Here is a 25,705-nt window from a genome sequence, read left to right as displayed (position 1 = left end):
ATCTCTAGAAATCGGTTCCGAGCGTGAGCGCAACCCCCGATCCGGGGCGGGCGCGGCCGGCTACGCGCTGGCGCCAGTCGAGCGCCACGCGGATCGTGCGGTCGCCCGCCGGCATCGCAAGGCCGAGCGACGGGCCGATGTCGAGCCGCGCGGCACCGCGCTGCGCGCCGCCCCACAGGCCGGCGCCGAGCGACAGCGCGCCGATGGGCGTGGCAGCGATCGGGCGCGCGATGCGCAGCGCACCATCGGCGAACGGCTCGATGCGGTCGCGCAGCACGCCGCCTGCCTGGGCATAGCCCTCGACCTCGAAGCCGTGTCCGACGGACTGCGGTCCGAACCCGCCGACCGCGAACAGGGCGGTGCCGCCACGCCCCGCATCGAGCGCGATGCGCTGCTCGGCGATGATCGAGACGGCGGCTCGGGTGGGTCGCCACTCGACGCCGATAGCCGCTTCGCGCCCGATGCCTTCCAGTGGCGCCGAGATGCGCGCGGTGGCGGACAAACGACGCCGTGCATCGAGCAGATAGCCGATACGCACGCCCGCCTGCGACCCGCCAAGCTGGCCGCCATCGGCGATCGCCCGCCCGCTGCCGCCGCGAAGCGCGACCCACGCGCTGCCCGAGAAGCGCGCATTGCGCGCGGTGCGTTGCTGGCCCGGAATGGTGATCGATGCCGTCTGCGGTGCGATCGCAGGCGTCGGTTGGGGCTTGAGTATGCCGGCCGGCGGTAGCCGTTTGAGGAGCAATGGCGTGGCGTCGCGCGGGCCGGAGTCGCCGCTCGCCATATCGACCGCTCGCGCAATGCTTCGATAGGGCCGCGCGGCGCTGGCAGGCGGCGGCAGCAGGATCGCGACGCGGCCGTCTGGTGCCGGCCCGGCGCCTTCGGCTGCGACGGCACTGGGCACGATCGCATCGATCGCGTCGGGGATCGAGGCTGCCTCGGGCAGGAGGAAGGCGATGCGCAGCACCGTCCATCCCGCGACGACGCCGGCCACGAAGCGCAGCGGCCGGCCCGCCATCGTCATGCGACGCGATCGATCGCCGCCCCGTCGGGGAAGTGGTGCGCCGTCTTGTCCCAGCGCAGGCGAGCGCCGCGCAGCAGCCCCAGATAGCGCCACAGCGCGATCCGCGCCGCCATCAGCGCAATCAGATTGGCGACGAAGATGCGCGGCACCGAAAGCAGCGCCTCGGTTCGGCCATAGGCGCGGCCGACGAACGCCATGCGCACGGCGATCCGCCACGCGAGCAGGGCGAGATTGGCGGCGAGCAGCGCGTCGACCGCCGGCGGCAGCGCGGGTTGCGGCAGGCCGAGTGCCCAGCGCAGCACCGCCAGCACGCCCCAGAGCGCCAGCGCCAGATAGGCCGCGGCGAGCACCAGCACCGCGATGAGCGCGCGCCGGTCGCGCATGCGCATCCAGTGATCGCCGGGATTGAGCGTACGGCCCCAGCCGGTGCGATCCCATCCCGCGAGCGCGATGCCGAGCATCCAGCGCGCCTTCTGCCGGATCGCGGCATCGAGCGTGCCGGGAAAGAAGGCGCGCACCGCGATGGGCGCGCCGCCCGGCCGCGCGACCGCGCGCGCGAACACCGCGCGCCCGCCCATCGCGGCAATCGTCAGACCCAGCTCGTAATCCTCGACCAGCGAGGTGGGATCGAACGGCGCGCCGCCGCGCGACGCAGCGATGCGATCGACCATGTCGCGGCGCACGGCGAACCCCGTGCCGGCGAGCGGCAGCGCCGCCCCCAGTGCCTGGCGGACGAGCTGCGTCTTGGCGTGGCTTTCGGCGAATTCGTCGAGATAATGGCCCGCGACGAATCGCGATGCCGGATCGACGAGCGGCAGCACGGGCAGCTGCACGACGTCGGCCGCAGGCAGATGGTGCGCGAAGACGCGCAGTTCGCCCGCGTCGACAAGGTCTTCGGCATCGTGCAGCACGATCGCACTCGCGCGTGGCGCGCCCGCTGCCTCGTCGATAAGCAGCGCCTGCCACAGCGTATTGAGGCAATCGGCCTTGGTTGTCGGGCCGGCCCGGTCGCCGATGGCCAGCACCACGCGCGCGTCACCCGCCGCGACATCGCTTATCGCGGCGATCGTCGCGCGATCATTAGGATAGGCGCCGACATAGATGCGATAGGACGCATCGCCGAGCCGTGCGAGCGCAGTGCGCAGCATTGCGCCGATCACCGCCGCCTCGTCCCATGCGGGCACGAGGATCGCGAAATAGTGCGGCCCGTGCACGACGGGTGGGCCAGGCGGCATGTCGCGCTTGCGATCCTGCAAACCAAGCCATGAAAGCAGGCGGCGCAGCAAGTAAAGCAGATCGACCAGAAGATCGTCGAACCCGCCTACAAGATAGCCGATCGCGGCGAACAACATCGCTTCATAGGCGACGAACTGCAGGTTCGCGATCGCTTGTTCGACGCCCGCCATCGTTGCCCCCGATTCGGTAGTATCAGTATTTACCGATGCTACGGCGCTTGCAAGCTATTGGACGGACACCGCCATTTCGGAGCTTTCTGGCGGTGAAGGCATGTCTGGTCGGTACGTTTCATGTCGAACGGTATGTTTACCCTCGATGGGGCATAGCCGGACCGGACAAGGGTGGTGGAGTTCGATTGCATGGCCGAGATGCTCGATGCGCGGGGATTTGCCGGCGCGCAGATGCCGCAGGGCGGAGCAGGCGGAATGGCAGGCGGCGCGGCCGCGATCGGCGTGGTCACCGAGATTGCCGGATCGTCGAGCCAGGTCGTGCTCGATCGCCAGTTGATCGAGCATCTGCGCGCGGACCCGGACCCGGCGATCGCGGGCGCGGGGCAGGTGGGCAGCCAGGTCAAGATGCGCGTCGGGACGACTTGGCTCGTCGCCAACATCCGCTCGCTGCGGCTGTCGAACGATGCGCATGGCGATATCGTCGCGGCGATCGATTTTCTGGGCGAGGGCGACGAGGAGCGGCTGACGCGCAAGCTATACAAGTTCCGCCGCGGCGTGACGCGCTATCCCACGCCCGGCTGCGAGGTGTTTCCCGTCTCGACCGGCGACCTTAAGCAGATCTATTCGACCGACGACCGATCGAACGTTGAGATCGGCACCGTCTATCCCTCGCGCGATATCCGTGCGGCGCTGTATATCGATGCGATGCTCGGCAAGCATTTCGCGCTGCTCGGCTCGACGGGCACGGGTAAGTCGACGAGCGCGGCGCTCATCCTGCACAAGATCTGCGACGCCGCGCCGCAGGGCCATATCGTGATGATCGATCCGCACGGCGAATATGCCGCGGCGTTCAAGAACAACGGCGCGATCTACGACGTCGGCAATCTGGCGATGCCCTACTGGCTGATGAACTTCGAGGAACATTGCGAGGTGTTCCTCACCGCCGACGGATCGGAGCGGCAGATCGACGCCGACATCCTCTCCAAATGCCTGTTGATGGCGCGCGGCAAGAACCGGCTTTCGGCCGACGTCAAGCTGACGGTCGATTCGCCGATTCCCTATCTGCTGAGCGACCTCACCAACCTGATCCAGCTCGAAATGGGCAAGATGGACCGGGCCGGCGACAGCGCGCCCTATCTGCGGCTCAAGACCAAAATCGAGGAGATCAAGGCCGATCCGCGCTACAGCTTCATGTTCTCGGGCATGCTCGTGGCCGACACGATGCAGCAGTTCCTCTCGCGCATGTTCCGCCTGCCCGCCAGCGGCAAGCCCATCTCGATCATCGACGTATCGGGCGTGCCGAGCGAGATCACGTCGGTCGTCGTCGCGGTGCTGAGCCGCATGGTGTTCGACTTCGCGATCTGGTCACGCGGCGAGACGCCGCGGCCGATCCTGCTCGTTTGCGAGGAAGCGCACCGCTACGTGCCCAACGAGCGCAATGCCGACGGATCGTCGGTGGGCAAAATCCTGAGCCGCATCGCCAAGGAGGGCCGCAAATACGGCGTGTCGCTCGGGCTCATCACGCAGCGTCCTTCGGACCTTGCCGAAGGCGTGCTGTCGCAGCTCGGCACAATCATCGCGATGCGTCTCAACAACGACCGCGACCAGGCTTATGTCCGCGCGGCGATGCCCGAGGGCGCGCGCGGCTTCCTCGATTCGATTCCGGCATTGCGAAATCGCGAGTGCATTATTTGCGGGGAGGGCGTATCGACCCCCATCCGCGTGCTGTTCGACGATCTCGAGGAACATCGCCGGCCGGCCTCGGCCGATCCTTCGTTTACCGATCTGTGGCGGCAGACGGGGGGCGAGGAAGGCACGATCGAACGCACGATACGGCGCTGGCGCAGCCAGCGGCACTGAGTTTCCCCAACGGGAAAGGCGTGGGGGAAAGCGGCAACGGACAGCAATCCGCCGCTTTCCCCCCGCCGACATTTTGGAAAAACACCCGTTCGTCCCGAGCGCAGTCGAGGGACAAGGTCCAGCGTCGCGAGAGCGCCGCACGCGCCTCGCTTCGCTCGGCAGGCTGTCTCGACTTCGCTCGACACGAACGGACTTGCTTCAGCCTCTATAGAGGTTTCGTGCTGACTTCGCGTACCCATCACCGTTCGCACTGAGCCCTTCGGCAAGCTCAGGAGATCCTTGTCGAAGTGCCGATCTTCAACGACGCTCAAAGAACGAACAGTGCTTCGACAGGCTCAGCACGAACGGTGAAAGGTGATTCAGCGTAGCTTGAAACGACGCTAGCCGGCAATTCGGCCGGTTTGCAGGCATCCCGCGTCAGACGTTGAAGCGGAACAGCATCACGTCGCCGTCCTTGACGACATAGTCCTTGCCTTCGGAACGCAGCTTGCCGGCGTCGCGTGCGCCGGCCTCGCCCTTCAGCGCGACATAATCGTCATAGGCGATCGTTTCGGCGCGGATGAAGCCGCGCTCGAAATCGGTGTGGATCTCGCCTGCCGCCTGCGGTGCGCGCGCGCCGACTTCCACGGTCCAGGCGCGCGCTTCCTTGGGGCCGACGGTGAAGAAAGTCTGGAGGTTGAGCAGCTTGTACCCGGCGCGGATGACGCGCGCGAGGCCGGTTTCGGAAAGGCCCAGCTCGGCAAGGAACTCGGCGCGATCCTCGGGCGGCATGGTGGCGATCTCGGCCTCGATCGCGGCGGATACCACTACCGCCTCGGCGCCTTCGGCAGCGGCTTTTTCGAACACGCGCGCCGAATAGGCGTTGCCTTCGGCGGCGTCCTCCTCGTTGACGTTGCAAACATAGAGCACGGGCTTGCCGGTAAGCAGCTGCGCCTGCGCCAGATGGCGTGCCTCGTCGGGGTCGGACGCCTGGGCGAGACGTGCGGGCTTGCCGTCGCGCAGCAGATCGAGCGCGCGGCCGAGCACCTGCGCGGCGGCCTTGGCTTCCTTGTCGCCCTGTTGGCCCTTCTTGACGAGGTTGGGAACGCGCTTTTCGAGGCTTTCGAGATCGGCGAGCATCAGCTCGGTCTCGACCGTCTCGGCATCGGCGATCGGATCGACCTTGTTGTCGACATGCTGGATGTCGTCATTCTCGAAGCAGCGCAGCACATGGACGATCGCGTCGACCTCGCGGATGTTGCCGAGGAACTGGTTGCCCAGCCCCTCGCCCTTCGAGGCGCCGCGGACCAGGCCGGCGATGTCGACGAAGCCCAGTTGCGTCTCGATGATCTTGGCCGATCCTGCGATCGCCGCCAGCGCCTGCAGCCGCTCGTCGGGCACGGCAACGTTGCCGACATTGGGCTCGATCGTGCAGAAGGGATAGTTGGCGGCCTGCGCGGCGGCCGTCTCGGTCAAGGCGTTGAAGAGTGTCGACTTGCCGACATTGGGCAGGCCGACGATGCCGCAGCGGAAACCCATGCGAAATCCTTAAGGCGAAGGCGGGAAGATCGCGGCCAGATAGCCGCGCGCGCCGCCGATTGCCAGTGCCGCGGACCCCGGCGTGCATATGCGCGTTCAAGCGATCGACATGGGGCAAATCAGACAACAGGCGATCGAGGCGGTCGCCGCGATCGAGGACGCTGATCTGGCGATCACGCAGGCGCTCGCGCATCAGCGCCATCGCCCCGAGGTGCGGCACGCCGGCTGGCTGAGCGAGGCCGCCGACCAGCCGCCGCTCGTCGCGCTGTCAACGGCGGTCATCGTCGGCGGCCTTGTTGCGCGCCAGCCTGCCATGGCCCGTACCGGCGCGCGGATGCTCGCGGCGCATGCGCTGGCGACCGCGATCAAGACCGCGATCAAGCGATCGGTCGATCGCACGCGGCCCGATCATGCGCTGGTGGCGGGCTATCGCATGGAGCGCGGCGACAGCGACACGCACGAGCTATCGTCGTTTCCGTCGGGCCACACGGCGGGCGCGGTTGCAGTCGCCGAAGCGGTGGCGGCCGACGCGCCGGTGCTCGCGGCGCCAATGCGGCTGCTGGCGGCGGGCGTCGGCATCGTGCAGGTGCCACGCTGCAAGCATTATGTCAGCGACGTGGTGGTAGGTGCCGCGATCGGCTGGGCGGCGCAACGCATCGTCGCAGGTTTCGAGCGGAAGCTGGAAACCTGGATACAGCCGCGTCGCGGCTAGTCGGCGAGGCAGTGGACGGGGGCAGCGCCGGGGCGGATGAACGTCGCGTCACGGCCCTTGCCACGCAATTCATAGCCCTTGCCGCGATACCAAATACCCGAAGCGGCGGGCTGTCCGTCGAGCACACCGAGCACGCGGCCTTCGCGGCGCAGCTTCACGGTATTGGCATCGGCGTTGAACTTCGCATCGACGAAGGTGCCGTCGTCGCAGCGATAGCGGGTATGCACCGTCGTCCCGGTCTGCTGCGCTTCGGCCGCCGGGTCGGGCTCGTCGCTGTCGGGGGGCGGCGGCGCCGGAACGGGCGGCGCGTCGATGCCCGGCATGCTGGCCTCGGGTGCCGCGAGATTGGCGACGGGCTCGGGGGGCAGCGGCGTCACGGCATTGGCCAGCGCGGGGTCGACGCGGTTGGCGTCGGCCTCGTTTCCGGCCTCGTCTCCGCACGCGGCGAGCAGCAGCAGCGCGGCGGCAGTGCCGCTGGCGCGATGCCGTGCCCGCCGCGCCGCCATCACGGATCGAGCGCTTCGCGATCGGCGTCGTCGAGATCGTCGTCCTCATCGAGGTCGTCGTCGTCGAAATCGGCCTGGAGCTCGTCTTCCTCGGTATCGTCCTCGTCGACCTCTGCGTCGTCGTCTTCCTCGCCGGTCTCGTCGGCGGCCATCAGCAACTCGTCCTCATCTTCCTCGTCGTCGTCGCCCAGATCGGGTTCGACATCGGTGAGGATCACGCCGTTGCTCGGTCCGTCGCGGGTGAATTCGAGGATCTCGGCCCGCTGGCTCTCGTCATAGCCTTCCTCGTTGAAGCCATCGTCCTGCGGACCCTGTTCGGGAATCTGTCGGCCGCCCATGTCGCCACCTCGTCGCTGCTCGGGGAAAGCGCGATTGCCACCCCATCGGCAGGCGAACCATCATGCTGCCGCGCGCGTTCCCGATAGGCAAGCCGAAATGCTTGTGAGCCGCGCCGAGCGGCGGCGTCAGCGCGGGCGGAACATGCGCCCGCGCTCGGCGACGGCGACGACGGCGAGCGCGGCGAAGCCCGTGACCACGAAGCCCGTGTAGAGCGGTACCGTCGTCCCGTCGAACGCCTGACCGATCACCGCGCCGATGAGCGCACCCGCCAGCGTCTGGATGAAGCCCTGGAGGCTCGACGCGCGCCCCGCGATCGCGCCCATATTCTCCATCGCCATCGCCGAGAAATTGGAGGTGGCGAGTCCGAAACACGCCATCAGCAGCGCCTGAAGGATGATGAAGACCGCCAGATTCTCGGCGCCCGATGCCGATACCGCCAGATGCACGCAGGCAAGCACCACGAAACCCGCGAGCGCGCTGTGCGAGATCAGCCGCGTTCCCAGCCGCATGACGATGCGCGAATTGAGGAAATTGGCGATCGCCATCGTGCCCGCGACCGACGCGAACACGATGGTGAGCAGTTCGCCGCGCCCGAAGATGTCGGCCATGATCTGCTGGATCGAGTTGATGAAGCCGAACAACCCGCCCGAGAGCAAAGCCGCGGCGACGGTATAGCCCACTGCACAGCGATCACGCGCGAACATGCGTGCCCCATAGGCCAGCCGCTCGATGCTGATGGGGCTGCGCGCATCGGGTGCCAGCGTCTCGGGCATCCGCAGCCAGAACCAGACGAGGATGGCGGCGGCGACGACGGCGTTGCCGACGAAGATCCAGCGCCACGGCGCGAACAGCAGCACGATCTGGCCGAAGGCGGGGGCGAGCACAGGCGCCGCCATGAACACGACGAACACCAGGCTCATCACGCGCGCCATCGCGCGGCCGGCGAAACAGTCGCGCACCATCGCCACCGTCACGACGCGCGCGCCGGCGATCGCCATGCCGGCGGAAAAGCGCGCGAACAGCAGCAGCCCGAAACTGTCGGACACGGCCGCGAGCAGGTTCATCGCGACGCCGAACAGCAGCGCGCAGCCGAGTACCGGCCGGCGGCCAAAGCGATCGGCAAGCGGGCCGTGCGCGAGCTGCGCGATGGCGAAGCCGATGAGAAAGGCGGTGATGACATATTGCCGATCGTTCGCCGCCGCCACGCCCAGGCTGTCGCCGATCGCGGGCAGTGCCGGCAGCATCGAATCGATGCCGAGCGCGGTCAGCGCCATCAACGCCGCCGCCATCGCGACGAACTCGCCGAACGGGATGGGCGCGCGGTCGAGCGAGGCGGGGTGGAGCGGCTGATGCATCGGCACGACCTTTGAACGATCAACGAGCCGGCGTCGAGACGGCGACGCGGCACGCAAGACAGGGATGAGACCGCTCTCCGGCCGGCCGCGATGGTGGCAACACAAGTTGGGTACTATTCTATCGCGCCGCCGCGCCCTATTTCGTGCCCCGACCCCATATTGCAATGACGGATTCGCAACTCCCATGTCCCAAACAGCCCTTGCCGATGTGCAGGTCGTCTCGCTCGCCGACCAGGCGGCAGAACCCGAAGGTTTCGCGCGCGCATTCGGCGGCTCGTTCGAGCGCTTCGGCTTCGCGATCGTGCGCGACCACGGCATCGACGCCGGCCTGATCGAGCGCGCTTGGAAGCTCACCGCCGAGCTCTATGCCCAGCCCGACGAGGTCAAGCGGCGCGGGCATGTGCCGGGCGGCGGCGGCGCGCGCGGCTACACGCCGTTCGGCATCGAGATCGCCAAGGACGCCAAGGAGAACGACCTCAAGGAATTCTGGCATATCGGCCGCGAGCTGCCCGCCGGCCACCGCTTCGCCGATGTGATGGCGCCCAATGTGTGGCCCGAGGCGCCCGAGGGTTTCCGCGAGACGTTCCTCGAGCTCTTTGCCGCTTTCGATACCGCCGGCGACCGGCTGCTGTCGGCGATCGCACGCTATCTCGATCTCGCGCCCGACTGGTTCGATCCGGCGGTGAAGGATGGCAATTCGGTGCTGCGGCTGCTGCACTATCCGCCCGTCTCGGCCGATGCGCCGGGCGTGCGGGCCGGCGCGCACGAGGACATCAACCTCATCACGCTGCTGCTGGGCGCCGAGGAAGCCGGCCTCGAACTGCTCGACCGCGACGGCAACTGGCTGGCGGTGAAGCCGCCCGAGGGCGCGCTGGTGGTGAATGTCGGCGACATGCTCCAGCGGCTGACCAATCACGTGCTGCCCTCGACGACGCATCGCGTCGTCAATCCGCCGCCCGAGCGGCGCGGCCATTCGCGCTACTCGATGCCGTTCTTCCTGCACCCGGCACCCGATTTCGTCATCAAGACGCTGCCGGGCTGCGTTTCGGCCGACAATCCCAACCGCTACCCCGAGCCGATCACCGCGCACGACTATCTGCACGAGCGGCTGGTGCAGATCGGGCTCATCAAGGCGTAGCGATAGTATCGCCGTACCCGGTTTTTCTTCGTCACCCCGGGCTTGACCCGGGGTCCCGCTTGTCTGAACCGTCCGCAAAGCGAGCGGGACCCCGGGTCGAGCCCGGGGTGACGACAAGATTGCGGGGATTCGAATGGTTGAACCTTTGCGCGTGGCGATCGCGGGGCTGGGCACGGTTGGCGCGGGCGTCATCCGGCTGATCGACGCCAATGGCGAGCTGATCGCCAGGCGTGCGGGCCGGCCGATCGAGATCGTCGCGGTTTCGGCGCGCGACCGTGCCAAGGATCGCGGCGTCGACATTGCGCGGTTCGACTGGGTCGACGATTTCACCGCGCTCGCGCAGCACCCGCGCGCCGACGTGGTGGTCGAGCTCGTGGGCGGATCGGACGGGCCGGCGTTGGCGCTGGCGCGCGCCACGCTCAAGGCCGGTCGTTCGTTCGTCACCGCCAACAAGGCGATGATCGCACATCACGGGCTCGAACTCGCGCAAGCCGCCGAGGCGGGCGATGCCGCGCTCAAGTTCGAGGCGGCGGTCGCCGGCGGCATTCCGGTCATCAAGGGACTGCGCGAAGGCGCCGCCGCCAACGAGATCGAGCGCGTCTACGGCATCCTCAACGGCACCTGCAATTTCATCCTCAGCCGCATGGAGGCCGAGGGCAGGGATTTCGCCGAGGTGCTGGCCGAAGCGCAGGCCAAGGGGTTCGCCGAGGCCGATCCGGGCTTCGACATCGACGGAGTGGATGCCGCCCACAAACTCTCGATCCTCGCCAGCCTCGCCTTCGGGACGCAGCCCGCCTTTGCCGACGTGGCGGCGACGGGCATCCGCCACGTCATCGCCGCCGACATCGCCGAGGCGGCAGCGCTCGGCTATCGCGTGCGATTGGTGGGCATCGCCGAGGCCGACAGCCACGGGCTGTTCCAGCGTGTCCACCCGCATCTGGTGCCGCTCGACCATCCGCTGGCGCATGTGACGGGGGCGACCAACGCGGTGGTGGCCGAGGGCAATTTCGTCGGCCGGCTCTTCTTCCAAGGCGCGGGCGCGGGCGACGGCCCGACGGCCAGCGCCGTCGTTGCCGACCTGATCGACATCGCGCGCGGCGAGTTCGGCCCGCCCTATGCGATGCCCGCCGCGTCGCTGCTTGCCGGCACGCCCGCCGATACGGGCGAGCGCCGGGGCCGCGCCTATCTACGCTTCATGGTCGAGGACAAGGTGGGCGTGCTCGCCGAGATCGCGGCAGCGATGCGCGATGCCGGCGTCTCGATCGAAAGCCTCATGCAGCGCGGCGCGCATGCCGATGGCAGCGTGCTGGTGGCGATCGTGACGCATGAAGGCCCCGAGCGCTGCGTCGCGCAGGCGCTCGAGAAGCTGCGCGGATCGACCAGCCTCGTCGGCCAGCCGATGTGGATGCACATCCTGCAATAGTCCGCGCTCGCTTCGTCGCGCCGTCCTTGACGGGCGCGGCGAGCGGCGCAAGGGCGGCGGCATGACCACGCGCGACGCCACCTCCTATCTTCCGCGCCGCGACGACGGCACTTGGCCCGCCGATGCGCGCCGCTCGCTGCGCGAGACCGCCGAACTTATCGCGATCGGCGCCGTGCAATGGCCGTGGCTACTGCGCAGTCTTTCGGGGGGATCGCGCAGCGTGAAGGCGGCGCTGCTCGAGCGGCTGCAACTGCCCACCGATGCGCTGCCCAATCTGGGCAGCTGGAAAGCCGATACCGGCTTCCTGACGCTGATCGTCGACCGGATCGAGGCGATGCGACCGCAAGTGGTCGTCGAGCTGGGATCGGGCGCGTCGAGCCTCATCGTCGCCAAGGCGCTGGCGCTCAACGGCGGCGGGCGGCTGACGAGCTGCGACCAGCATGCCGATTTCGTGTCCGCCACGCGCGAATGGCTGGGCGAGCACGGCGTCGATGCCGATATGCGCGCGACGCCGCTGGTCGCCGCGCCGGGTGGGTGGCCGGGCATCTGGTACGATCACGGTCGACTGCCCGAGCGGATCGACATGCTGGTGATCGACGGCCCGCCCTGGACGATCCATCCCTATGTGCGCGGCGCCGCCGAGACGCTGTTCGACCGGTTGCCCGTAGGCGGCACCGTGCTGCTCGACGATGCCGCGCGTCCGGGCGAACGCATCGTCGCCGCGCGCTGGCGCAAGCGCTGGCCCGACATGCGCTTCGATCTGGTGCAGGCGGGCACCAAGGGCACGCTGGTGGGCGTGCGCGAGCGCTAGGGCCTCGCTCCTGCCGGCCGGTTGGCCAGCATGACGATCACCGTCGTTACCAGCAGCACGTTGAGCGCCATCGATACGCCCATCGACAGCCAGCCGAGCGCGCCCGATTCGATGCCGCACAGATTGCGCACGCCGGCGAGATGCGGCTCGAGGCTGCGATTGAACGCCCACATCGCATATTGCATCCGCGGCGTCTCGATGCGGACATGCGCGAACAGCGTGAAGGCGGTGCCCGCGACCATCAGTGCCCAGCGCCACCAGAACAGCCGCGCCGGCCCCAAAAGCGCAAACAGCAGCACTGGATAGGCCGCGAGGCTGAAGGTGAAGGGCGTGACGCGCGGTGTGAACGGCCAGCCGCTGTGATCGACGCGCAGCACATGATCGACATGATGCGCGAGGCCGACGCAGATCGCGGCGATCAGCAACAGGCGGGTCGTGCGATCGACGCCGTGGCGAGCAATTTTCACCCCACCAGCCCCAGTCCGACCACGAGCATGAGAAACAGCGAGGCGATGACGTGGATCGAGAACAGCAGCAGCACCGTCGCCCGCGCCAGTGCCGAGCGGCGGCGCAGGCGATAGGCGCCGCGAAGCTGGCGGTAGATATGGAAGGGTGGGATCAGCATCCCGATCGTGCCGAGCACCGACATCGGCACGCCGATCGCCCCAAGCAGCGTCAGCACGATGAACAGCAGCGACATGAACGCGATCGAATAGGTCACGAACACCGCATGGTCATAGGCGCGGAACTCGCGGCGCCAGGCGAACATGATCCACACGAACGGCACCGATAGCGGGATCAGCAGCCAGCTGAACTTGTAGCTGTTGGCCTGCAATTTGTAGAGTGCGAGGCCGGGATTGTCCTGCGCTTTCTGGATACCGTAATCGAGGCGCTTCCAGCCCGTCTTGAAGGTCATGTCTCGTGCATAACGGTTGCGAAAAACGGGCAGCGACGCATTCAGGGCGGCGATGTCGCGGTCGAATTCGGCTATCTCGCGTGTCGCCTCCGCCTTTGCCGCAGCACTCTGCGCATCATTCGCCTCGCGAACCGCTCGCTCGCGCGCCAGTGTCAGCGCGTCGCGCTGCGTCGTCAGCTCGGCCGCCATCCGATCGGTCGAGGGCCCTACTTCGGCCGGCGGCGCGATGCCGAGGATCGACAGCACGGCGAACAGCGTGAACACCGAGAACAGGAAGAGCGCCATCGGCGACACGAAACGCGCGCGCTCGCCATCGATATAGCGACGCGTCAGCTCGCCGGGGCGCGTCGCCAGCATCGGCAGCGTCGTCCACAGCCGCCCTTCGAAATGCAGCACGCCGTGCAGCAGATCGTGCCAGATCGCGCCGAGCGAGCGGTGGACATGGCCCGCCTGACCGCAGCGGTGGCAATGCGCGCCGATGAGCGCGGTGCCGCAGTTGAGGCACAGCGGCGAATCGCCGTGCGCGCCGTGCCCGCCCTGCCGCTCGACCGCGCGCGCGAGCAGCATGCCGGTGGCGATGTCGCCGCTCGCATCGAGATTGCCGTCCATGCCGGCAGCCTATCAATTCGCTTTCGCACGTGCGAGCGCATCTTTGTTTCGGCGCGCGCGCGAAACTGGCAGAGCATCGCCCATGACCGACTGGACCGCCACGCTTGCCGACATGGGGCAACATGCTCGGCGTGCGGCGCGCGAGCTGGCGCGTAGCTCCGCGGCATCGCGACGCGCGGGGCTTCGCGCGGCGGCGGACGCGATCCGCGCCGATCTGGACGCGATCCTCGCGGCCAACGCCGGGGACATGGCGGGCGCGCAAGCGCTGCCGCCGGCGATGCGCGACCGGCTTCGGCTCGACGCGGCGCGGGTAGCGGCGATCGCCGATGCGGTCGTAGCAGTGGCGGCGCTCGACGATCCGGTGGGGGCGGTGATCGACCGGCGTACGCGGCCCAACGGGCTCGAACTGACGCGCGTGCGCGTGCCCATCGGCGTGATCGGCATCATCTACGAAAGCCGGCCCAACGTGACTGCCGATGCGGCGGCCTTGTGCGTGATGGCGGGCAACGCGGCGATCCTGCGCGGCGGCTCCGAGGCGTTGGCGAGCAATGCGGCGATTCATGCGGCGTTCGTGCGCGGGATCGAGCAAGCGGGCCTTCCGGCCGACGCGGTTCAGCGCATCGCGGCGTCCGATCGCAATGCGGTGGGCGCGATGCTGGCGGCGGCGGGGGCGATCGACCTGATCGTGCCGCGCGGCGGCAAGGGACTGGTGGCGCGCGTGCAGGCCGAAGCGCGCGTGCCCGTGCTCGCGCATCTCGACGGCATCAACCATGTGTATGTAGACCGCGCCGCCGATCCGGCAATGGCGACGGCGCTGGCGGTGAACGCCAAGATGCGCCGCACCGGTATCTGCGGCGCCGCCGAGACGCTGCTGATCGATACCGGCTTTCCCGATGCCGCAGCGGTGCTGGCGGCGCTTGCCGACGCCGGCTGCGCCTTGCGCGGCGACCGCGCCGCGGCGGCGATCGACGCACGCGTGACGCCCGCCGACGATGTCGACTGGGACACCGAATATCTCGACGCGATTTTGTCGGTGCGCATGGTCGACGGGCTCGACGAGGCGCTCGCGCACATCGCCCGGCACGGATCGGGGCATACCGAGGCGATCGTCACCAACGACGAAGCTGCCGCCGAGCGCTTCCTCGCCGAGGTCGATGCCGCGATCGTGATGCACAATGCCTCGACGCAGTTCGCCGATGGCGGCGAGTTCGGCATGGGCGCCGAGATCGGCATCGCCACGGGCCGGCTGCACGCGCGCGGGCCAGTGGCGCTCGAGGGGCTGACGACCTACAAATGGCAGGTGCGCGGCAGCGGCCAGAGGCGCCCTTGAAGCGCGTGGGGTTGATGGGCGGATCGTTCAATCCGGCGCATCGCGGGCATCGGCGCGTCGCGTTGCAGGCACATCGCGCGCTCGGGCTCGACGAGGTCTGGTGGCTGGTGTCGCCGGGCAATCCGCTGAAGGATGGCGCCGGCGACATGGCGCCCTATGCAGCGCGTGTCGCATCGGCGCGATGGATGGCGCGTCATGCGCCGATCCGCGTCTCGACGATCGAGGCGGAGCAGGGCACGCGCTACACCGTCGATACGCTCGCCGCGCTGCGCCGCCGGCATCCGCGCCACCGCTTCGTCTGGATCATGGGGGCCGACAATCTGGCCGGTTTCGATCGCTGGAAGGCGTGGCGACGGATCGCGCGCATGGTGCCGATTGCGGTGATCGCGCGACCGGGCTATGAAGGTGCGGCCCTCGCAAGTCCCGCGATGGGCTGGCTGCGGCGCGGTGTGCGGCCCGCAGGCCAGGCGAAACGATGGGACCAATGGAGCTTGCCGGCGCTCGTGTTGCTGCGCTTTCGCCCCGATCCCATGTCGGCCACGGCCATCCGCCGCGCCGATCCCGCCTGGCACCGCCGCTTCGACGAGGATGATTCGTGAAGCTGCGATCCCATCTTGCAGCAGCACCGGACTAGGAGCGACTTTGGCCACATCTTCCCACGCAATGCGGTCGTCCGACCCCGAAGGGGCCGAGGCGCTGCATATGCTCGTCCTCGATCTGCTCGATGCCGACCAGGCCGAGGAGGTCGTCTCGATCCCGCTTGCGGGCAAGTCGAGCCTTGCCGATCACATGGTGATCGCATCAGGCCGCTCGACGCGGCAGGTCGCCTCGATGGCGCAGAAGCTCGCCGAGAAGATCAAGGCCGAGTTCGGGCGATCGGCGCGCGTCGAAGGGCTGCCGACCGCCGACTGGGTGCTGATCGATGCCGGCGACGTCATCGTCCATCTGTTCCGCCCCGAGGTGCGAAGCTTCTACAATCTCGAGCGGATGTGGGCGTTCGGCGATGCGCCGCCGCCGCCCGCCGGCGCGCCCGCCGTCCAGCCCTGAACGCCGGTTCGGACGCCGGCCCGCGTGCTGCTGCATATCGTCGCACGCGGGCGCATCGGCCGTGGTCCCGAGGCCGAGCTGGTCGACCGCTACATCAAGCGCGTCGGCTGGCCGGTACGCGTGACCGAGCTGCCCGATGCCGGCGGACGCATGCCGCCGATCGAAGCCGGCACGCGCCGCGTGCTGCTCGACGAGAAGGGCGCGCAGCTCGGCTCGCTGGCGTTCGCGACGCGGCTGGGGCGGTGGCGTGACGATGGCGTACGCGAGGCGCGCTTCCTGATCGGCGCGGCCGACGGCTTCGACGATGCCGAACGTGCGGCGGCCGACCTGTTGATCGCGTTCGGCGCGATGACGTGGCCGCACCTGATGGCGCGCGCGATGCTCGCCGAGCAATTGTGGCGCGCCACCAGCATCCTCGCCGGCCACCCCTATCATCGCGAGGGATGATGCGGCGCGTTGCCCTCGCCGCCGCAGCCGCGGCCTTGATTGCGATGCCCGCGACCACCGGCGCGCAGGCGCCGTCGATCGATGACGAGCGCCGCGCGCTCGCCGCGGCGAACGAGGCTTCGCGGCTGGCGCGCATCCGTTCCGAAGAACTCGAGCGGCAGGCCGATGCCGCGCGGGACGAGGCTGCCGAAGCCGCCGCGCGCCGTGCCGCCGTCGCCGCGCGTGCCGAGCAGGCGGAGGCCGATATCGCGGCGGCACGCGCGCGTATCCTGCTCGTCGATCGTGAACTCGCAGCGGCGCGCGCGCGACTGGAAGCGCGCCGCGCGCCGACCACGCAGCTGGTGGCGGCGCTGCAATCGCTGGCGCGCCGGCCTGCCGCGCTCGGCCTGCTTCAGCCCGGTTCGACGCGCGACGCGGTGCATGTCCGCGCCTTGCTGGCGACGGTGGTGCCCGTGGTGCGCGCGCGCAGCGACGCGGTGCGCGGCGAGCTTGCCGAAGTGCGCCGGCTGCGCGAGGGCGCCGCGCTTGCCGCGCGCAGCCTCGCCGATGGCCGCGCCCGGCTTGAGGAGGAGCGGCTGGGGCTGTTGCAGCTCGAAGCCGCCAGTCGATTGCGATCGCGCGATCTGGGGCGCAGCGCGCTCATCGAATCGGATCGCGCGCTGGCGCTGGGCGAGGAAGCGCGCGACATCGTCGATCGCATGTCGGTGCTCGATGCGGCGATCGCGACGCGCGGCGCGCTCGAGGCGTTGCCCGGCCCGCTGCCGCGCCCGCTGCCGCGCCCCGACGCTGCGGCCGAAGCCACGCCGTCTGCCGGCCCGCCGCCCTATCGCCTGCCGGTGGCAGGACGCATCGTCGCGGGGCTGGGTGAACTTTCGCCGAGCGGCGTGCGCTCGCGCGGGCTCACCATTGCCACCTGGGCGGGCGCGCCGGCAGTCGCGCCCGCCGCCGGCACCGTCGCGTTCGCGCGCGGCTTTCCGGGCTACCGCACCGTCGTCATCCTCGATCACGGCGATGGCTGGACCTCGCTCGTCTCGGGGCTCGACGCCGCTGCCGTGCGGCGCGGCGAGCGCGTGGCGGCGGGGGCGGCGATCGGACGTGCGCCGGCGGGCGACGCGCCGCGCGTTACCGTCGAGCTGCGCCGGCGCGGGCGCCCCTTCGATATCGTGCCGCTGCTACGCTGAGAAGCGTTCTGGATTTAGTGCCGGCCCGCTCCCCAAAACCGGCTTTGCCTGTCACCCCGCTTGCCGCTATTCTGGCGCAAAGGGCCTGGTTTCGAGTTTGAAAAGGCAGCGCGTTCGATGTCCCGTCCGTTTCTTCAGGTTACCGCCGCCGTCGCGGCGCTGGCGCTCGTTCCCGTCGCCACCGGTGCGATGGCGCAGGTCGACAGCGGCGCCTATCGCGAGCTCGACATCTTCATGGATGTCTACAATCGCGTGAAGGCCGAATATGTCGAGCAGGTCGACAACAAGGTGCTGGTCAAGGGCGCGATCCAGGGCATGCTCTCGGCGCTCGATCCGCACAGCTCCTATGTCGACGAGCTCGACTTCGAGAATCTTCGTATCCAGACCGAGGGCAATTACGGCGGCCTCGGCCTCACCGTGACGCAGGAGGACGGCGCGGTGAAAGTCATCGCGCCGACCGAAGATTCGCCCGCCGACCGCGCGGGCATCAAGGCCGGCGATTATATCACGCACGTCGCGGGCAAGCTGATCTTCGGCGAGACGCTCGATGCCGCGGTATCCGAGATGCGCGGGCCGGCGGGCAGCAAGGTGGCGATCACCGTGGTCCGCCCCGGCCGCGACAAGCCGATGGAGCTGACGCTGGTGCGCGAGACGATCGTGCAGAAGCCGGTGAAGTGGGAAGTCAAGGACGGCATCGGCATCGTCAACATCAACACCTTCTCGGCCTCGACCGGCGCCGATACGCGTGCCGCGATCATGGCGATCCAGAAGTCGCTGGGGCGCCAGCCGACGGGCTATGTCATTGACCTGCGCTCGAACGGCGGCGGGCTGCTCAACCAGGCGATCGAAGTCACCGACGCCTTCCTCGAGCGCGGCGAGATCGTGTCGCAGCGCGGGCGCGAGCGTACCGATATCGAGCGTTATTACGCCCGGCCCGGCGACCTGACCAAGGGTGCGCCGATCATCGTGCTCGTCGATGCGGGCACCGCCTCGGCATCCGAGATCGTTGCCGGCGCGCTCCAGGATCATCACCGCGCGGTGGTGATGGGCGAGCGGACCTTCGGCAAGGGATCGGTGCAGACGCTGCTCCAGCTCGGCAGCGCCAATGCGCTGCGGCTCACCACCGCGCGCTACTACACGCCTTCGGGCAAGTCGGTGCAGGAAGGCGGCATCGAGCCCGACCTGATGGTCCCGCAGCTAAGCGACGAGGACTACAAGAGCCGCCCGGTGTTCCGCGAAGCCGATCTGCGACGCCACCTCATCAACGAGGCGAAGGTCGACGACAAGACGCTCGAGGAAGACGCCGCCACCGATCCGCGCTTCACCGCCACCGCCGAGAGCCTGAAGAAGCAGGGGATCGAGGACTTCCAGCTCGATTATGCGCTGAAGACGATCGGCCGGCTGGCGAATAGCGGCCCGCAGACGGCGGCGCGACGCTGAAGCGCGCTCAGGTGACGCCGCGCTTCGTGCTTGCGCGCGCGCTCGCGCTGGCGGTGCCTGCCACGCTGATCGCCGGTGCGCTGCTGTCGCAGCATGTGGGCGGGCTCTATCCGTGCGAGATGTGCCTGTGGCAGCGCTGGCCGCATTATGCCGCGATCGTGCTCGCGCTCGGGGCGTTTCTGGTCGCGGGCGCGGCGCGCACACTGGTCTGGCTCGCGGCATTGGCGATCGCCGCGAGTGGCGCGATCGGGGTGTTTCATGCCGGCGTCGAATATGGCTGGTGGGAAGGGATCACCGCCTGCACCAGCACGGTCGCGATGCCCGCCGACGGCGATCTGCTCGGCGCCATCCTCGCCGCGCCGATGATTCGCTGCGACGTGGCGCAATGGGAATTGCTCGGCATTTCGCTCGCCGGATGGAATGCCCTCTTTTCGCTGGGCGGGGCGATCGCCATCTTCGCGCTGATGCGAAAGGAAGCGGCATGAGCAAGCGTTGGCGGCCGGGCGACCGGCGCGAGCCGGTGGACACGATGATCCGTGTCGATCAGGCGGGCGAATATGGCGCGACGCGAATCTATGCCGGCCAGCTCGCGATTCTGGGCGATCGCGGGCCGCATGCCGCCGAGGTCGCGGGCATGGCGCAGCAGGAGGAGCGGCACCGCGCCTATTTCGACGCGATGATCGCGCGGCGCGGCGTGCGCCCGACGGCGCTGCAACCGGTGTGGAACGTTGCGGGCTTCGCATTGGGCGCGGTGACGGCTGCGATCGGCCCCGAGGCGGCGATGGCGTGCACCGTCGCGGTCGAGACCGAGATCGACCGGCATTATCAGGCGCAGCTCGACGAGCTGGGCGACGAGGATGCCGAGCTGAAGGCGATGGTCGCGCAGTTCCGCGACGAGGAACTCGAGCACAAGGAAGCGGCACTTGCGCATGGTGCCGAGCAGGCACCGGCCTATCCGGTGATGAGCGCGCTCATCCGCGCCGGCTGCCGCATCGCGATTGCGGCTTCCAAGCGAGTCTGAGATGCGACAATATCGCGTCCGGTGCGTTGATGGCGCCAGGAGGAATGACATGACCCGCTGGTTGATCGCTGCCGCCGCGCTTGCCGCCGTCCCCGCGCTGCCCGCACCCGCCGCCGCACAGGTGCAGAATGGCGTGCTTACCATCTATGGCAACGACCGCTGCCCCACCAACGCCGATGGCGAGGAAATCGTCGTCTGCGTTCGCCGCAGCGAAGCCGAGCGCTTCCGTATTCCGCAGGAGCTGCGCGAGCTCGAGATCACGCCCGAGAACAAGGCCTGGGCGACGAAGCAGGAGCAGGTGCTCAACGCCGGCAATTCGGGCATCGGCAGCTGCACGCCGGTAGGCATCGGCGGCATGACGGGCTGCAACGTCCAGCAGTTCGAGGCCGCACGCGCCGATCGCCGCGCCCGCCGACAGGCCGAGCGCAACCTGCCGATCGACTGAGGTCGCGCCGCCGCTATTTCAGGCGGCGGCGATTGGCGGCGACCTTGCTGCGATAATGGCGGATCGCGCCGGTGCCCGCGCTATGCGGCGTGGTGCCGAGGCCGCCGGTCAGCAGCTTCCACTGCAACTCCCACATCGCCTGCATCTTTTCGCTGACCATGCGCTGCGCTTCGCGATCGGCCAGCGGACCACCGGCAGCGAGCATCATCGTACGACTGGCGATGACGCTCGACGCCTCGAGCTCGAGCATCCAGAAATCGGTGGTCATCTTCGACCATTGCGCGGGTGACATCATCTGCATCGCCGGTTCCCATCTTCGCGGCCGTTGAGCCGGTCGCGAAACAGGTAACGTGCCAACGCGCATGTCGGGTACGCTGCATCGCAACATAATCTGACAAGCGCACCATCGGTTGCAGGATCGCCCAGCAATCGACTAGCCCCTTGCGCCATGGCCGATTTTTACCCGCCACGTCGCGCCCGCGTCCTGCTGTTCGCGCTCGTGTGGCTGTCGGCGGCGTGGTTCGGCTCGTGGCATTGGAACCCCAACAGCGCGGTGCGCCTGTTCGCGGCGATCTCGATCGTCGAGGACGGCGACGCGACGATCGACCAGTTCGAGCATCTGACGATCGACAAGGCGCGCTTCGCCGACGGCTATTATCTCGACAAGGCGCCGGGCATGACGCTGATGGCGGTGCCGGTGGTAGCCGTCATCAACCTGCTCACCGGCGACGACCAGCGCGGCAAGCTGCTCGACCAGAGCGATCCGGACCTCGACCGTTATATCCGGCTTCGCCAATGGGCCGCCGCGGCGATCATCAACGCGACGCTGCTGGCGCTCGCCGCGACGATGCTGTTCGCTATGGGCGCCGATATCGCGCGGTCGCCGGGGGCGGGGCTGTTCGGCGCGGTCGCCTTTGCGCTGGGCACGCCCTTGTGGGGCTGGTCGACCACGCTGTTCGGCCATGCCGCCACGGTTTCGCTGCTGACGATCGCGATCGCGCTCGTCTGGCGAGGCACGCAACCGGGCACGGCTCCGGGCTGGCGCGCGGCGGCGGCGGGCTCCGCGCTCGGCTGGGCATTGGTGATCGAGCACAGCGCGTTGCTGTTCGCGCTCCCCATCGGCCTGTGGGCATTGTGGCGGATGTGGCCGCTTGCCGCCCCCTCACGCCTGCGCGCCATCGTCGATGCGGTGCTTGCGGGCAGCGCGGCGCTGCTGCCGCTGCTCGGTTACAACATGTTCGCGTTCGGCGACCCGTTCACCGTGGGCTATAGCGGCGTCGTCGGCTTCGACGGGATGCAGCAGGGGCTTTTCGGCCTGACCAGTCCGAACATGGCGGCGCTGGCCGAAATCCTGTGGGGCGAGCGGCGGGGAATGCTGTGGGTCGCGCCGATCCTCGTCGCGGCGCTGCCCGGCCTTGTCGTGCTGTGGCGCGGGGGCCGGCGCGACCTTGTGCTGCTGGCGCTGGCCGGCACGCTGGCGGCGTTCCTCTACAATGCGTCCTACGCCTATTGGGACGGCGGCAATTCGACCGGGCCGCGCCATGCGATGCCGGCGGTGGCGTTCCTCGCGATCGGTTTCGCCCCGGCCTGGTCGGCGGCGGGGCGAGGTGGCAGGGCGGCGCTGGCAGCGCTTGCATCGCTCAGTATCGCGATCAACCTGATGATCGCATCGGCCGAGATCACCGCGCCGCACGACGCGCCCAACCAGCTGATCGACGGCGTGTGGGCGCTGCGCTTCGCGCCGGGCTATCTGCGCACCGTGCCCAACGAGTTCTTCGGTACGAGTCCCTGGACGGGCCTCGCGCTATGGGGTGTGCTCGCCGCGACGATCTTCGCCGCCTTGATCTCGATCACTCGACTTGGATCGCGTGCGAACATATATCGAACGCATGGCGCAGCTCGACACCCGGCAGAAGCTTGAGATCCTCGCCGACGCGGCGAAGTACGATGCGTCGTGCTCGTCGTCGGGCACGACCAAGCGCAAGTCGGCGGGCGGCAAGGGCATCGGCTCGACCGAGGGGATGGGAATCTGCCATGCCTATGCGCCCGATGGCCGCTGCATCAGCCTGCTCAAGATCCTGCTGACCAACAGCTGCATCTTCGACTGCCATTACTGCATCAATCGCAAATCCTCGAACGTGCGGCGCGCGCGCTTCACCGCGCAGGAAGTCGTCCAGCTCACGCTCGCCTTCTACAAACGCAACTATATCGAGGGGCTGTTCCTTTCCTCGGGCATCATCCGAAGCTCGAACTACACGATGGAGCAGATCGTCGAGGTCGCGCGGTCGCTGCGCGAAGATCATGATTTTCGCGGCTATATCCACCTCAAGACGATTCCCGATGCCGATCCCGAGCTCGTGCACCAGGCGGGGCTCTATGCCGATCGCGTGTCGATCAATGTCGAACTGCCGACGACGGGCGGGCTGAAGCGGCTTGCGCCCGAGAAGTCCGAGACGCGCATCGAAGGCGCGATGGCGGGCATGAAGTCGGCGATTATCGACACCGCCGATGCGCGCACGCGCTATCGCTCGGCGCCGCGCTTCGCACCAGCGGGCCAGTCGACGCAGATGATCGTCGGCGCCGATGCCGCGACCGACGGCGATATCGTGACGCGCGCATCGTCGCTCTATGGCCGTTTCGGGCTTCGGCGCGTCTATTATTCGGCGTTCAGCCCGATCCCCGATGCGAGCGCGGTGCTACCGCTCCAGCGCCCGCCGCTGATGCGCGAGCATCGGCTGTACCAGTCGGACTGGCTGATGCGCTTCTACGGCTATCAGCCGCGCGAAGTGGTGGCGGCCGCCGACCCGTCGACGGGGATGCTGCCGCTCGACATCGATCCCAAGCTCGCCTGGGCGCTCAGATTCCGCGAGCATTTTCCTCTCGATATCAACCGCGCCCCGCGCGAGATGCTGTTGCGTGTGCCGGGGCTGGGGGTGAAGGCGGTGAATGCCATTCTGCGCGCGCGACGCTGGCGGCGGTTGGGGCTCGACGACGTGGCGCGGCTTACCGTCTCGGTTGCCAAGGTGCGACCGTTCATCGTCGCCGAGGGCTGGCGGCCGGTCGCACTCGCCGACAAGCTCGATCTGAAACCGCTTGTCGCGCCCCGCCGCGAGCAGCTCGAGCTGTTTGCCGCGTGAGACTGGTTCGCAGGTGAAACGCGCGTGCGGGCGGCGGGTTGAACGGCCGAACCATCGAATGGAGCACGCCATGGCCGACGCACGCATCTTTGAAGACCTGAAGCAGGATCACGATCGTCACCGCGAGATGCTGAAGACGATCGACAAGGCCGATGCCGGCGAGCGCGCCGACCTGTTCGAGGCGTTCCGTGTCGAGGTCTCCGCCCATGCCGCCGCCGAGGAGGAATCGCTCTACGCGACGATGCTCGCCAAGCCCGACTTGCGCGACGAGGCCCGCCACTCGGTGGCCGAGCACAAGGAGATCGATGACTTCTTCGAGGAGATGGCCGATCTCGATGCCGCGTCGGACGAATGGAAGGAGAAGTTCGATGAGATGCGCCACCGCTACGAGCATCATATCGACGAGGAGGAGGAAGACATGTTCCCCGCCGCCGCCGATGACCTGTCGAAGGACGAGACGGCGCGGCTCGCCAAGGTATTCGAGAAGCGCAAGCCCAAGGAACTGGCGATCGCCGAGGAAAGCGAGGCCGGCGACGATCGCGACTGACCCGCGATGCGCATCGTCGCGCTGACCGCGCCCGATGATTTCGACGGGTGGCGCGACGCGGCACGTGCGCTTGTGGCAGCGCGCGTTCCGGCGGGCGAGGTGGTGTGGCAGGTCGGCGACGTGCCCGCCGACCTGTTCGGCGACGAAGCAGTAGACCTGCCACCCGACGCGCCGGCCTTTGCAGTATCGCGCCGCTTCGTCGATCTGGCGCGCAGCGTGGTGATGCACGCCGATCCCGAACGCTTCGCGCTGCTCCATGCGATGCTGCTGCGGCTGATCGAGCAGCCCGGCCGGATCGAGGACATGGCCGATCCGCTGCGCCGCCGGCTCGAGGACATCGCCAAGGCGGTGCGGCGCGACATTCACAAGATGCGCGCTTTCCTGCGCTTTCGGGAAGCGAGTGACGAGCAGGGCGAGCGTTTCGTCGCGTGGTTCGAGCCCGAGCATCACATCGTGCGGCACAATGCGCGCTTCTTCGTCGATCGCTTCAACGCAATGCGCTGGTCGATCCTGACGCCCGAGCTTTCATTGCACTGGGACGGCGATACGTTGCGCGAGGGACCGGGCGCGTCACGCGCCGACGCGCCCGAGGGCGATCCGACCGAGGCGGTATGGAAGACCTATTACGCGTCGATCTTCAATCCCGCGCGGCTCAAGGTGGGCGCGATGCTGAAAGAGATGCCGCGCAAATACTGGAAGAACATGCCCGAAACCGCGCTGGTTGGCGAACTGATCGCCGGCGCACGCGCACGCGAGGTGGCGATGATCGATACGGTGAAGCCCGCCACCGGCGGCAACAGCGAAGCTGCATGGGCGGCGCTGCGCGAGGAAGCGATGGGCTGCACGCGCTGCCCGCTACACCGGCCCGCGACGCAGACGGTGTTCGGCGAAGGCCCCGTCGATGCCGCGCTGATGTTCGTCGGCGAGCAGCCGGGCGATCAGGAGGATCTGGCGGGCCGCCCCTTTGTGGGGCCGGCGGGGCAGGTGTTCGATGCCGCACTCGCCGAAGCGGGCATCGATCGTGCCGGCGTGTACGTCACCAATGCCGTGAAGCATTTTAAGTTCGAACAGCGCGGCAAGCGGCGCATCCATGCCAAGCCCGGCGTGGGCGAGATCGATGCCTGTCGCTGGTGGGTAGAGCAGGAACGCCTGCTCGTGCGGCCGCGACTGACGGTGGCGCTGGGCGCCACGGCGGCGCGCTCGCTGACCGGACGCACGGTTACCATTGGCAAGGAGCGCGGGCGCCCGATCGCGCTGGCCGACGGCACGCAGGGGTGGATCACGGTGCATCCGAGCTTCCTGCTGCGCATCACCGACGCCGCGCAGGCCGAGGACGAGCGCGCGCGCTTCGTCGAGGATCTGCGCAACGCGCACGCTCTGCTGCAAGATTAGCGCGGAACCTTCGTCTGCCCGGTTCAGTTTTGGGTCATCGTGCGCGTATAGGCTGGGCCGCGACCTCTGCCGCCAGCATAGGGCCGCTGCCGAATTTCGAG

The 25,705-nt window shown here is 68.4% G+C and carries 27 protein-coding genes; 18 read left to right on the top strand and 9 right to left on the bottom strand.

Annotated features, from left to right (window positions below):
* Window positions 1-4: 4 nt before the first annotated feature.
* On the bottom strand, window positions 5-1,024 hold the full coding sequence (locus FBR43_RS16010; protein ID WP_169542422.1) for a hypothetical protein: 1,020 nt from the start codon (window positions 1,022-1,024) through the stop codon (window positions 5-7).
* Window positions 1,021-2,430, bottom strand: a complete 1,410-nt coding sequence (locus FBR43_RS00785; protein ID WP_136941345.1) for a glycosyl transferase family protein — start codon at window positions 2,428-2,430, stop codon at window positions 1,021-1,023. Before FBR43_RS00785 ends, FBR43_RS16010 begins: the two co-directional genes overlap by 4 nt.
* Window positions 2,431-2,619: 189 nt before the next feature.
* Between FBR43_RS00785 and FBR43_RS00780 the strand changes: the two genes are divergently transcribed.
* Window positions 2,620-4,290 (top strand): ATP-binding protein, encoded by a 1,671-nt coding sequence (locus FBR43_RS00780; protein ID WP_136941344.1) that lies wholly within the window; start codon window positions 2,620-2,622, stop codon window positions 4,288-4,290.
* Between the two features lie 417 nt (window positions 4,291-4,707).
* Here FBR43_RS00780 and ychF read toward each other — a convergent pair whose 3' ends face one another.
* Window positions 4,708-5,808: a redox-regulated ATPase YchF gene (gene ychF, locus FBR43_RS00775; protein ID WP_136941343.1), complete on the bottom strand. Its 1,101-nt coding sequence runs from the start codon at window positions 5,806-5,808 to the stop codon at window positions 4,708-4,710.
* A gap of 109 nt (window positions 5,809-5,917) precedes the next feature.
* Between ychF and FBR43_RS00770 the strand changes: the two genes are divergently transcribed.
* Window positions 5,918-6,520, top strand: coding sequence for a phosphatase PAP2 family protein (locus FBR43_RS00770; protein ID WP_169542421.1), 603 nt, complete (start codon window positions 5,918-5,920; stop codon window positions 6,518-6,520).
* On the opposite strand, the gene FBR43_RS00765 is transcribed toward FBR43_RS00770, so the two are convergent.
* The 3 genes from FBR43_RS00765 to FBR43_RS00755 all read right to left on the bottom strand — a co-directional run bounded on the left by FBR43_RS00765 (window position 6,517) and on the right by FBR43_RS00755 (window position 8,720).
* Window positions 6,517-7,026 (bottom strand): MliC family protein, encoded by a 510-nt coding sequence (locus tag FBR43_RS00765; protein WP_136941341.1) that lies wholly within the window; start codon window positions 7,024-7,026, stop codon window positions 6,517-6,519. The two genes, FBR43_RS00770 and FBR43_RS00765, sit on opposite strands and share 4 nt — an antisense overlap.
* On the bottom strand, window positions 7,026-7,364 hold the full coding sequence (locus tag FBR43_RS00760) for a DNA primase (RefSeq protein WP_169542420.1): 339 nt from the start codon (window positions 7,362-7,364) through the stop codon (window positions 7,026-7,028). Before FBR43_RS00760 ends, FBR43_RS00765 begins: the two co-directional genes overlap by 1 nt.
* 126 nt (window positions 7,365-7,490) lie before the next feature.
* Window positions 7,491-8,720 carry a multidrug effflux MFS transporter gene (locus tag FBR43_RS00755; protein ID WP_136941340.1) on the bottom strand — a complete coding sequence of 410 codons (1,230 nt, stop codon included), beginning with the start codon at window positions 8,718-8,720 and terminating at the stop codon, window positions 7,491-7,493.
* A 184-nt stretch (window positions 8,721-8,904) separates the two neighbouring features.
* On the opposite strand from FBR43_RS00755, the gene FBR43_RS00750 reads away from it, so the two are divergent.
* The 3 genes from FBR43_RS00750 to FBR43_RS00740 all read left to right on the top strand — a co-directional run bounded on the left by FBR43_RS00750 (window position 8,905) and on the right by FBR43_RS00740 (window position 12,092).
* Window positions 8,905-9,858: an isopenicillin N synthase family dioxygenase gene (locus FBR43_RS00750; RefSeq protein WP_136941339.1), complete on the top strand. Its 954-nt coding sequence runs from the start codon at window positions 8,905-8,907 to the stop codon at window positions 9,856-9,858.
* 133 nt (window positions 9,859-9,991) lie between these two features.
* The gene (locus FBR43_RS00745) at window positions 9,992-11,281 is read left to right on the top strand and encodes a homoserine dehydrogenase (protein WP_136941338.1); all 1,290 of its coding nucleotides are present in this window, start codon (window positions 9,992-9,994) and stop codon (window positions 11,279-11,281) included.
* A gap of 61 nt (window positions 11,282-11,342) precedes the next feature.
* Complete coding sequence (locus tag FBR43_RS00740) at window positions 11,343-12,092, top strand: class I SAM-dependent methyltransferase (protein ID WP_136941337.1); 750 nt, start codon at window positions 11,343-11,345, stop codon at window positions 12,090-12,092.
* Here the strand turns inward: FBR43_RS00740 and FBR43_RS00735 are convergent.
* Together FBR43_RS00735 and FBR43_RS00730 are read right to left on the bottom strand one after the other, a co-directional pair.
* Complete coding sequence (locus FBR43_RS00735) at window positions 12,089-12,559, bottom strand: hypothetical protein (RefSeq protein ID WP_169542419.1); 471 nt, start codon at window positions 12,557-12,559, stop codon at window positions 12,089-12,091. The two genes, FBR43_RS00740 and FBR43_RS00735, sit on opposite strands and share 4 nt — an antisense overlap.
* Window positions 12,556-13,617, bottom strand: coding sequence for a DUF3667 domain-containing protein (locus FBR43_RS00730; RefSeq protein WP_136941335.1), 1,062 nt, complete (start codon window positions 13,615-13,617; stop codon window positions 12,556-12,558). The genes FBR43_RS00735 and FBR43_RS00730 overlap by 4 nt, the downstream gene beginning before the upstream one ends.
* An 82-nt stretch (window positions 13,618-13,699) precedes the next feature.
* On the opposite strand from FBR43_RS00730, the gene FBR43_RS00725 reads away from it, so the two are divergent.
* The 9 genes from FBR43_RS00725 (at window position 13,700) to FBR43_RS00685 (ending at window position 20,528) form a co-directional block, all read left to right on the top strand.
* On the top strand, window positions 13,700-14,947 hold the full coding sequence (locus FBR43_RS00725) for a glutamate-5-semialdehyde dehydrogenase (RefSeq protein ID WP_136941334.1): 1,248 nt from the start codon (window positions 13,700-13,702) through the stop codon (window positions 14,945-14,947).
* A gap of 14 nt (window positions 14,948-14,961) precedes the next feature.
* Window positions 14,962-15,546: a nicotinate-nucleotide adenylyltransferase gene (locus FBR43_RS00720; protein ID WP_249276381.1), complete on the top strand. Its 585-nt coding sequence runs from the start codon at window positions 14,962-14,964 to the stop codon at window positions 15,544-15,546.
* A 64-nt stretch (window positions 15,547-15,610) separates the two neighbouring features.
* Complete coding sequence (rsfS, locus tag FBR43_RS00715; protein ID WP_136941332.1) at window positions 15,611-15,994, top strand: ribosome silencing factor; 384 nt, start codon at window positions 15,611-15,613, stop codon at window positions 15,992-15,994.
* A gap of 24 nt (window positions 15,995-16,018) precedes the next feature.
* Window positions 16,019-16,441, top strand: a complete 423-nt coding sequence (locus tag FBR43_RS00710; protein WP_136941331.1) for a 23S rRNA (pseudouridine(1915)-N(3))-methyltransferase RlmH — start codon at window positions 16,019-16,021, stop codon at window positions 16,439-16,441.
* Between the two features lie 44 nt (window positions 16,442-16,485).
* Window positions 16,486-17,622, top strand: a complete 1,137-nt coding sequence (locus tag FBR43_RS00705; RefSeq protein ID WP_249276380.1) for a murein hydrolase activator EnvC family protein — start codon at window positions 16,486-16,488, stop codon at window positions 17,620-17,622.
* Window positions 17,623-17,739: 117 nt separating this feature from the next.
* The gene (locus tag FBR43_RS00700) at window positions 17,740-19,062 is read left to right on the top strand and encodes a S41 family peptidase (protein WP_136941329.1); all 1,323 of its coding nucleotides are present in this window, start codon (window positions 17,740-17,742) and stop codon (window positions 19,060-19,062) included.
* An 11-nt stretch (window positions 19,063-19,073) separates the two neighbouring features.
* Window positions 19,074-19,547, top strand: a complete 474-nt coding sequence (locus tag FBR43_RS00695) for a disulfide bond formation protein B (RefSeq protein WP_136941328.1) — start codon at window positions 19,074-19,076, stop codon at window positions 19,545-19,547.
* On the top strand, window positions 19,544-20,083 hold the full coding sequence (locus tag FBR43_RS00690) for a demethoxyubiquinone hydroxylase family protein (RefSeq protein WP_136941327.1): 540 nt from the start codon (window positions 19,544-19,546) through the stop codon (window positions 20,081-20,083). Before FBR43_RS00695 ends, FBR43_RS00690 begins: the two co-directional genes overlap by 4 nt.
* Window positions 20,084-20,132: 49 nt before the next feature.
* The gene (locus FBR43_RS00685; RefSeq protein WP_136941326.1) at window positions 20,133-20,528 is read left to right on the top strand and encodes a hypothetical protein; all 396 of its coding nucleotides are present in this window, start codon (window positions 20,133-20,135) and stop codon (window positions 20,526-20,528) included.
* Between the two features lie 13 nt (window positions 20,529-20,541).
* Here FBR43_RS00685 and FBR43_RS00680 read toward each other — a convergent pair whose 3' ends face one another.
* Entirely contained in the window at window positions 20,542-20,829 is a 288-nt protein-coding gene (locus tag FBR43_RS00680; protein WP_249276379.1) for a hypothetical protein, read from the bottom strand.
* 147 nt (window positions 20,830-20,976) lie between these two features.
* Here FBR43_RS00680 and FBR43_RS00675 point away from each other — a divergent pair, with 147 nt between their 5' ends.
* From FBR43_RS00675 to FBR43_RS00660, 4 genes are all read left to right on the top strand, one after another.
* On the top strand, window positions 20,977-22,449 hold the full coding sequence (locus FBR43_RS00675) for a hypothetical protein (RefSeq protein ID WP_212611864.1): 1,473 nt from the start codon (window positions 20,977-20,979) through the stop codon (window positions 22,447-22,449).
* Window positions 22,418-23,665, top strand: coding sequence for a putative DNA modification/repair radical SAM protein (locus FBR43_RS00670; RefSeq protein WP_136941325.1), 1,248 nt, complete (start codon window positions 22,418-22,420; stop codon window positions 23,663-23,665). Before FBR43_RS00675 ends, FBR43_RS00670 begins: the two co-directional genes overlap by 32 nt.
* A gap of 70 nt (window positions 23,666-23,735) precedes the next feature.
* Complete coding sequence (locus FBR43_RS00665; protein ID WP_136941324.1) at window positions 23,736-24,212, top strand: hemerythrin domain-containing protein; 477 nt, start codon at window positions 23,736-23,738, stop codon at window positions 24,210-24,212.
* Window positions 24,213-24,218: 6 nt separating this feature from the next.
* Complete coding sequence (locus FBR43_RS00660; RefSeq protein WP_136941323.1) at window positions 24,219-25,604, top strand: UdgX family uracil-DNA binding protein; 1,386 nt, start codon at window positions 24,219-24,221, stop codon at window positions 25,602-25,604.
* Window positions 25,605-25,705: the final 101 nt, after the last annotated feature.

Origin of the sequence: Sphingomonas baiyangensis, from assembly GCF_005144715.1 — a bacterium.
GTDB classification, from domain to species: Bacteria; Pseudomonadota; Alphaproteobacteria; order Sphingomonadales; family Sphingomonadaceae; genus Sphingomonas; species Sphingomonas baiyangensis.
Note: the sequence above shows the minus strand (reverse complement) of the source record. Positions and strands in the feature narration are given on the sequence as shown.

Bases quoted from the DNA above. Each gene is read 5' to 3' on its own strand.
- FBR43_RS16010 (WP_169542422.1), bottom strand. From the start codon at position 1,024: ATGACGATGGCGGGCCGGCCGCTGCGCTTCGTGGCCGGCGTCGTCGCG.
- FBR43_RS00785 (WP_136941345.1), bottom strand. From the start codon at position 2,430: ATGGCGGGCGTCGAACAAGCGATCGCGAACCTGCAGTTCGTCGCCTAT.
- FBR43_RS00780 (WP_136941344.1), top strand. From the start codon at position 2,620: ATGGCCGAGATGCTCGATGCGCGGGGATTTGCCGGCGCGCAGATGCCG.
- ychF (WP_136941343.1), bottom strand. From the start codon at position 5,808: ATGGGTTTCCGCTGCGGCATCGTCGGCCTGCCCAATGTCGGCAAGTCG.
- FBR43_RS00770 (WP_169542421.1), top strand. From the start codon at position 5,918: ATGGGGCAAATCAGACAACAGGCGATCGAGGCGGTCGCCGCGATCGAG.
- FBR43_RS00765 (WP_136941341.1), bottom strand. From the start codon at position 7,026: ATGGCGGCGCGGCGGGCACGGCATCGCGCCAGCGGCACTGCCGCCGCG.
- FBR43_RS00760 (WP_169542420.1), bottom strand. From the start codon at position 7,364: ATGGGCGGCCGACAGATTCCCGAACAGGGTCCGCAGGACGATGGCTTC.
- FBR43_RS00755 (WP_136941340.1), bottom strand. From the start codon at position 8,720: ATGCATCAGCCGCTCCACCCCGCCTCGCTCGACCGCGCGCCCATCCCG.
- FBR43_RS00750 (WP_136941339.1), top strand. From the start codon at position 8,905: ATGTCCCAAACAGCCCTTGCCGATGTGCAGGTCGTCTCGCTCGCCGAC.
- FBR43_RS00745 (WP_136941338.1), top strand. From the start codon at position 9,992: ATGGTTGAACCTTTGCGCGTGGCGATCGCGGGGCTGGGCACGGTTGGC.
- FBR43_RS00740 (WP_136941337.1), top strand. From the start codon at position 11,343: ATGACCACGCGCGACGCCACCTCCTATCTTCCGCGCCGCGACGACGGC.
- FBR43_RS00730 (WP_136941335.1), bottom strand. From the start codon at position 13,617: ATGGACGGCAATCTCGATGCGAGCGGCGACATCGCCACCGGCATGCTG.
- FBR43_RS00725 (WP_136941334.1), top strand. From the start codon at position 13,700: ATGACCGACTGGACCGCCACGCTTGCCGACATGGGGCAACATGCTCGG.
- FBR43_RS00720 (WP_249276381.1), top strand. From the start codon at position 14,962: ATGGGCGGATCGTTCAATCCGGCGCATCGCGGGCATCGGCGCGTCGCG.
- rsfS (WP_136941332.1), top strand. From the start codon at position 15,611: ATGCGGTCGTCCGACCCCGAAGGGGCCGAGGCGCTGCATATGCTCGTC.
- FBR43_RS00705 (WP_249276380.1), top strand. From the start codon at position 16,486: ATGCCCGCGACCACCGGCGCGCAGGCGCCGTCGATCGATGACGAGCGC.
- FBR43_RS00700 (WP_136941329.1), top strand. From the start codon at position 17,740: ATGTCCCGTCCGTTTCTTCAGGTTACCGCCGCCGTCGCGGCGCTGGCG.
- FBR43_RS00690 (WP_136941327.1), top strand. From the start codon at position 19,544: ATGAGCAAGCGTTGGCGGCCGGGCGACCGGCGCGAGCCGGTGGACACG.
- FBR43_RS00685 (WP_136941326.1), top strand. From the start codon at position 20,133: ATGACCCGCTGGTTGATCGCTGCCGCCGCGCTTGCCGCCGTCCCCGCG.
- FBR43_RS00680 (WP_249276379.1), bottom strand. From the start codon at position 20,829: ATGCAGATGATGTCACCCGCGCAATGGTCGAAGATGACCACCGATTTC.
- FBR43_RS00675 (WP_212611864.1), top strand. From the start codon at position 20,977: ATGGCCGATTTTTACCCGCCACGTCGCGCCCGCGTCCTGCTGTTCGCG.
- FBR43_RS00670 (WP_136941325.1), top strand. From the start codon at position 22,418: ATGGCGCAGCTCGACACCCGGCAGAAGCTTGAGATCCTCGCCGACGCG.
- FBR43_RS00665 (WP_136941324.1), top strand. From the start codon at position 23,736: ATGGCCGACGCACGCATCTTTGAAGACCTGAAGCAGGATCACGATCGT.
- FBR43_RS00660 (WP_136941323.1), top strand. From the start codon at position 24,219: ATGCGCATCGTCGCGCTGACCGCGCCCGATGATTTCGACGGGTGGCGC.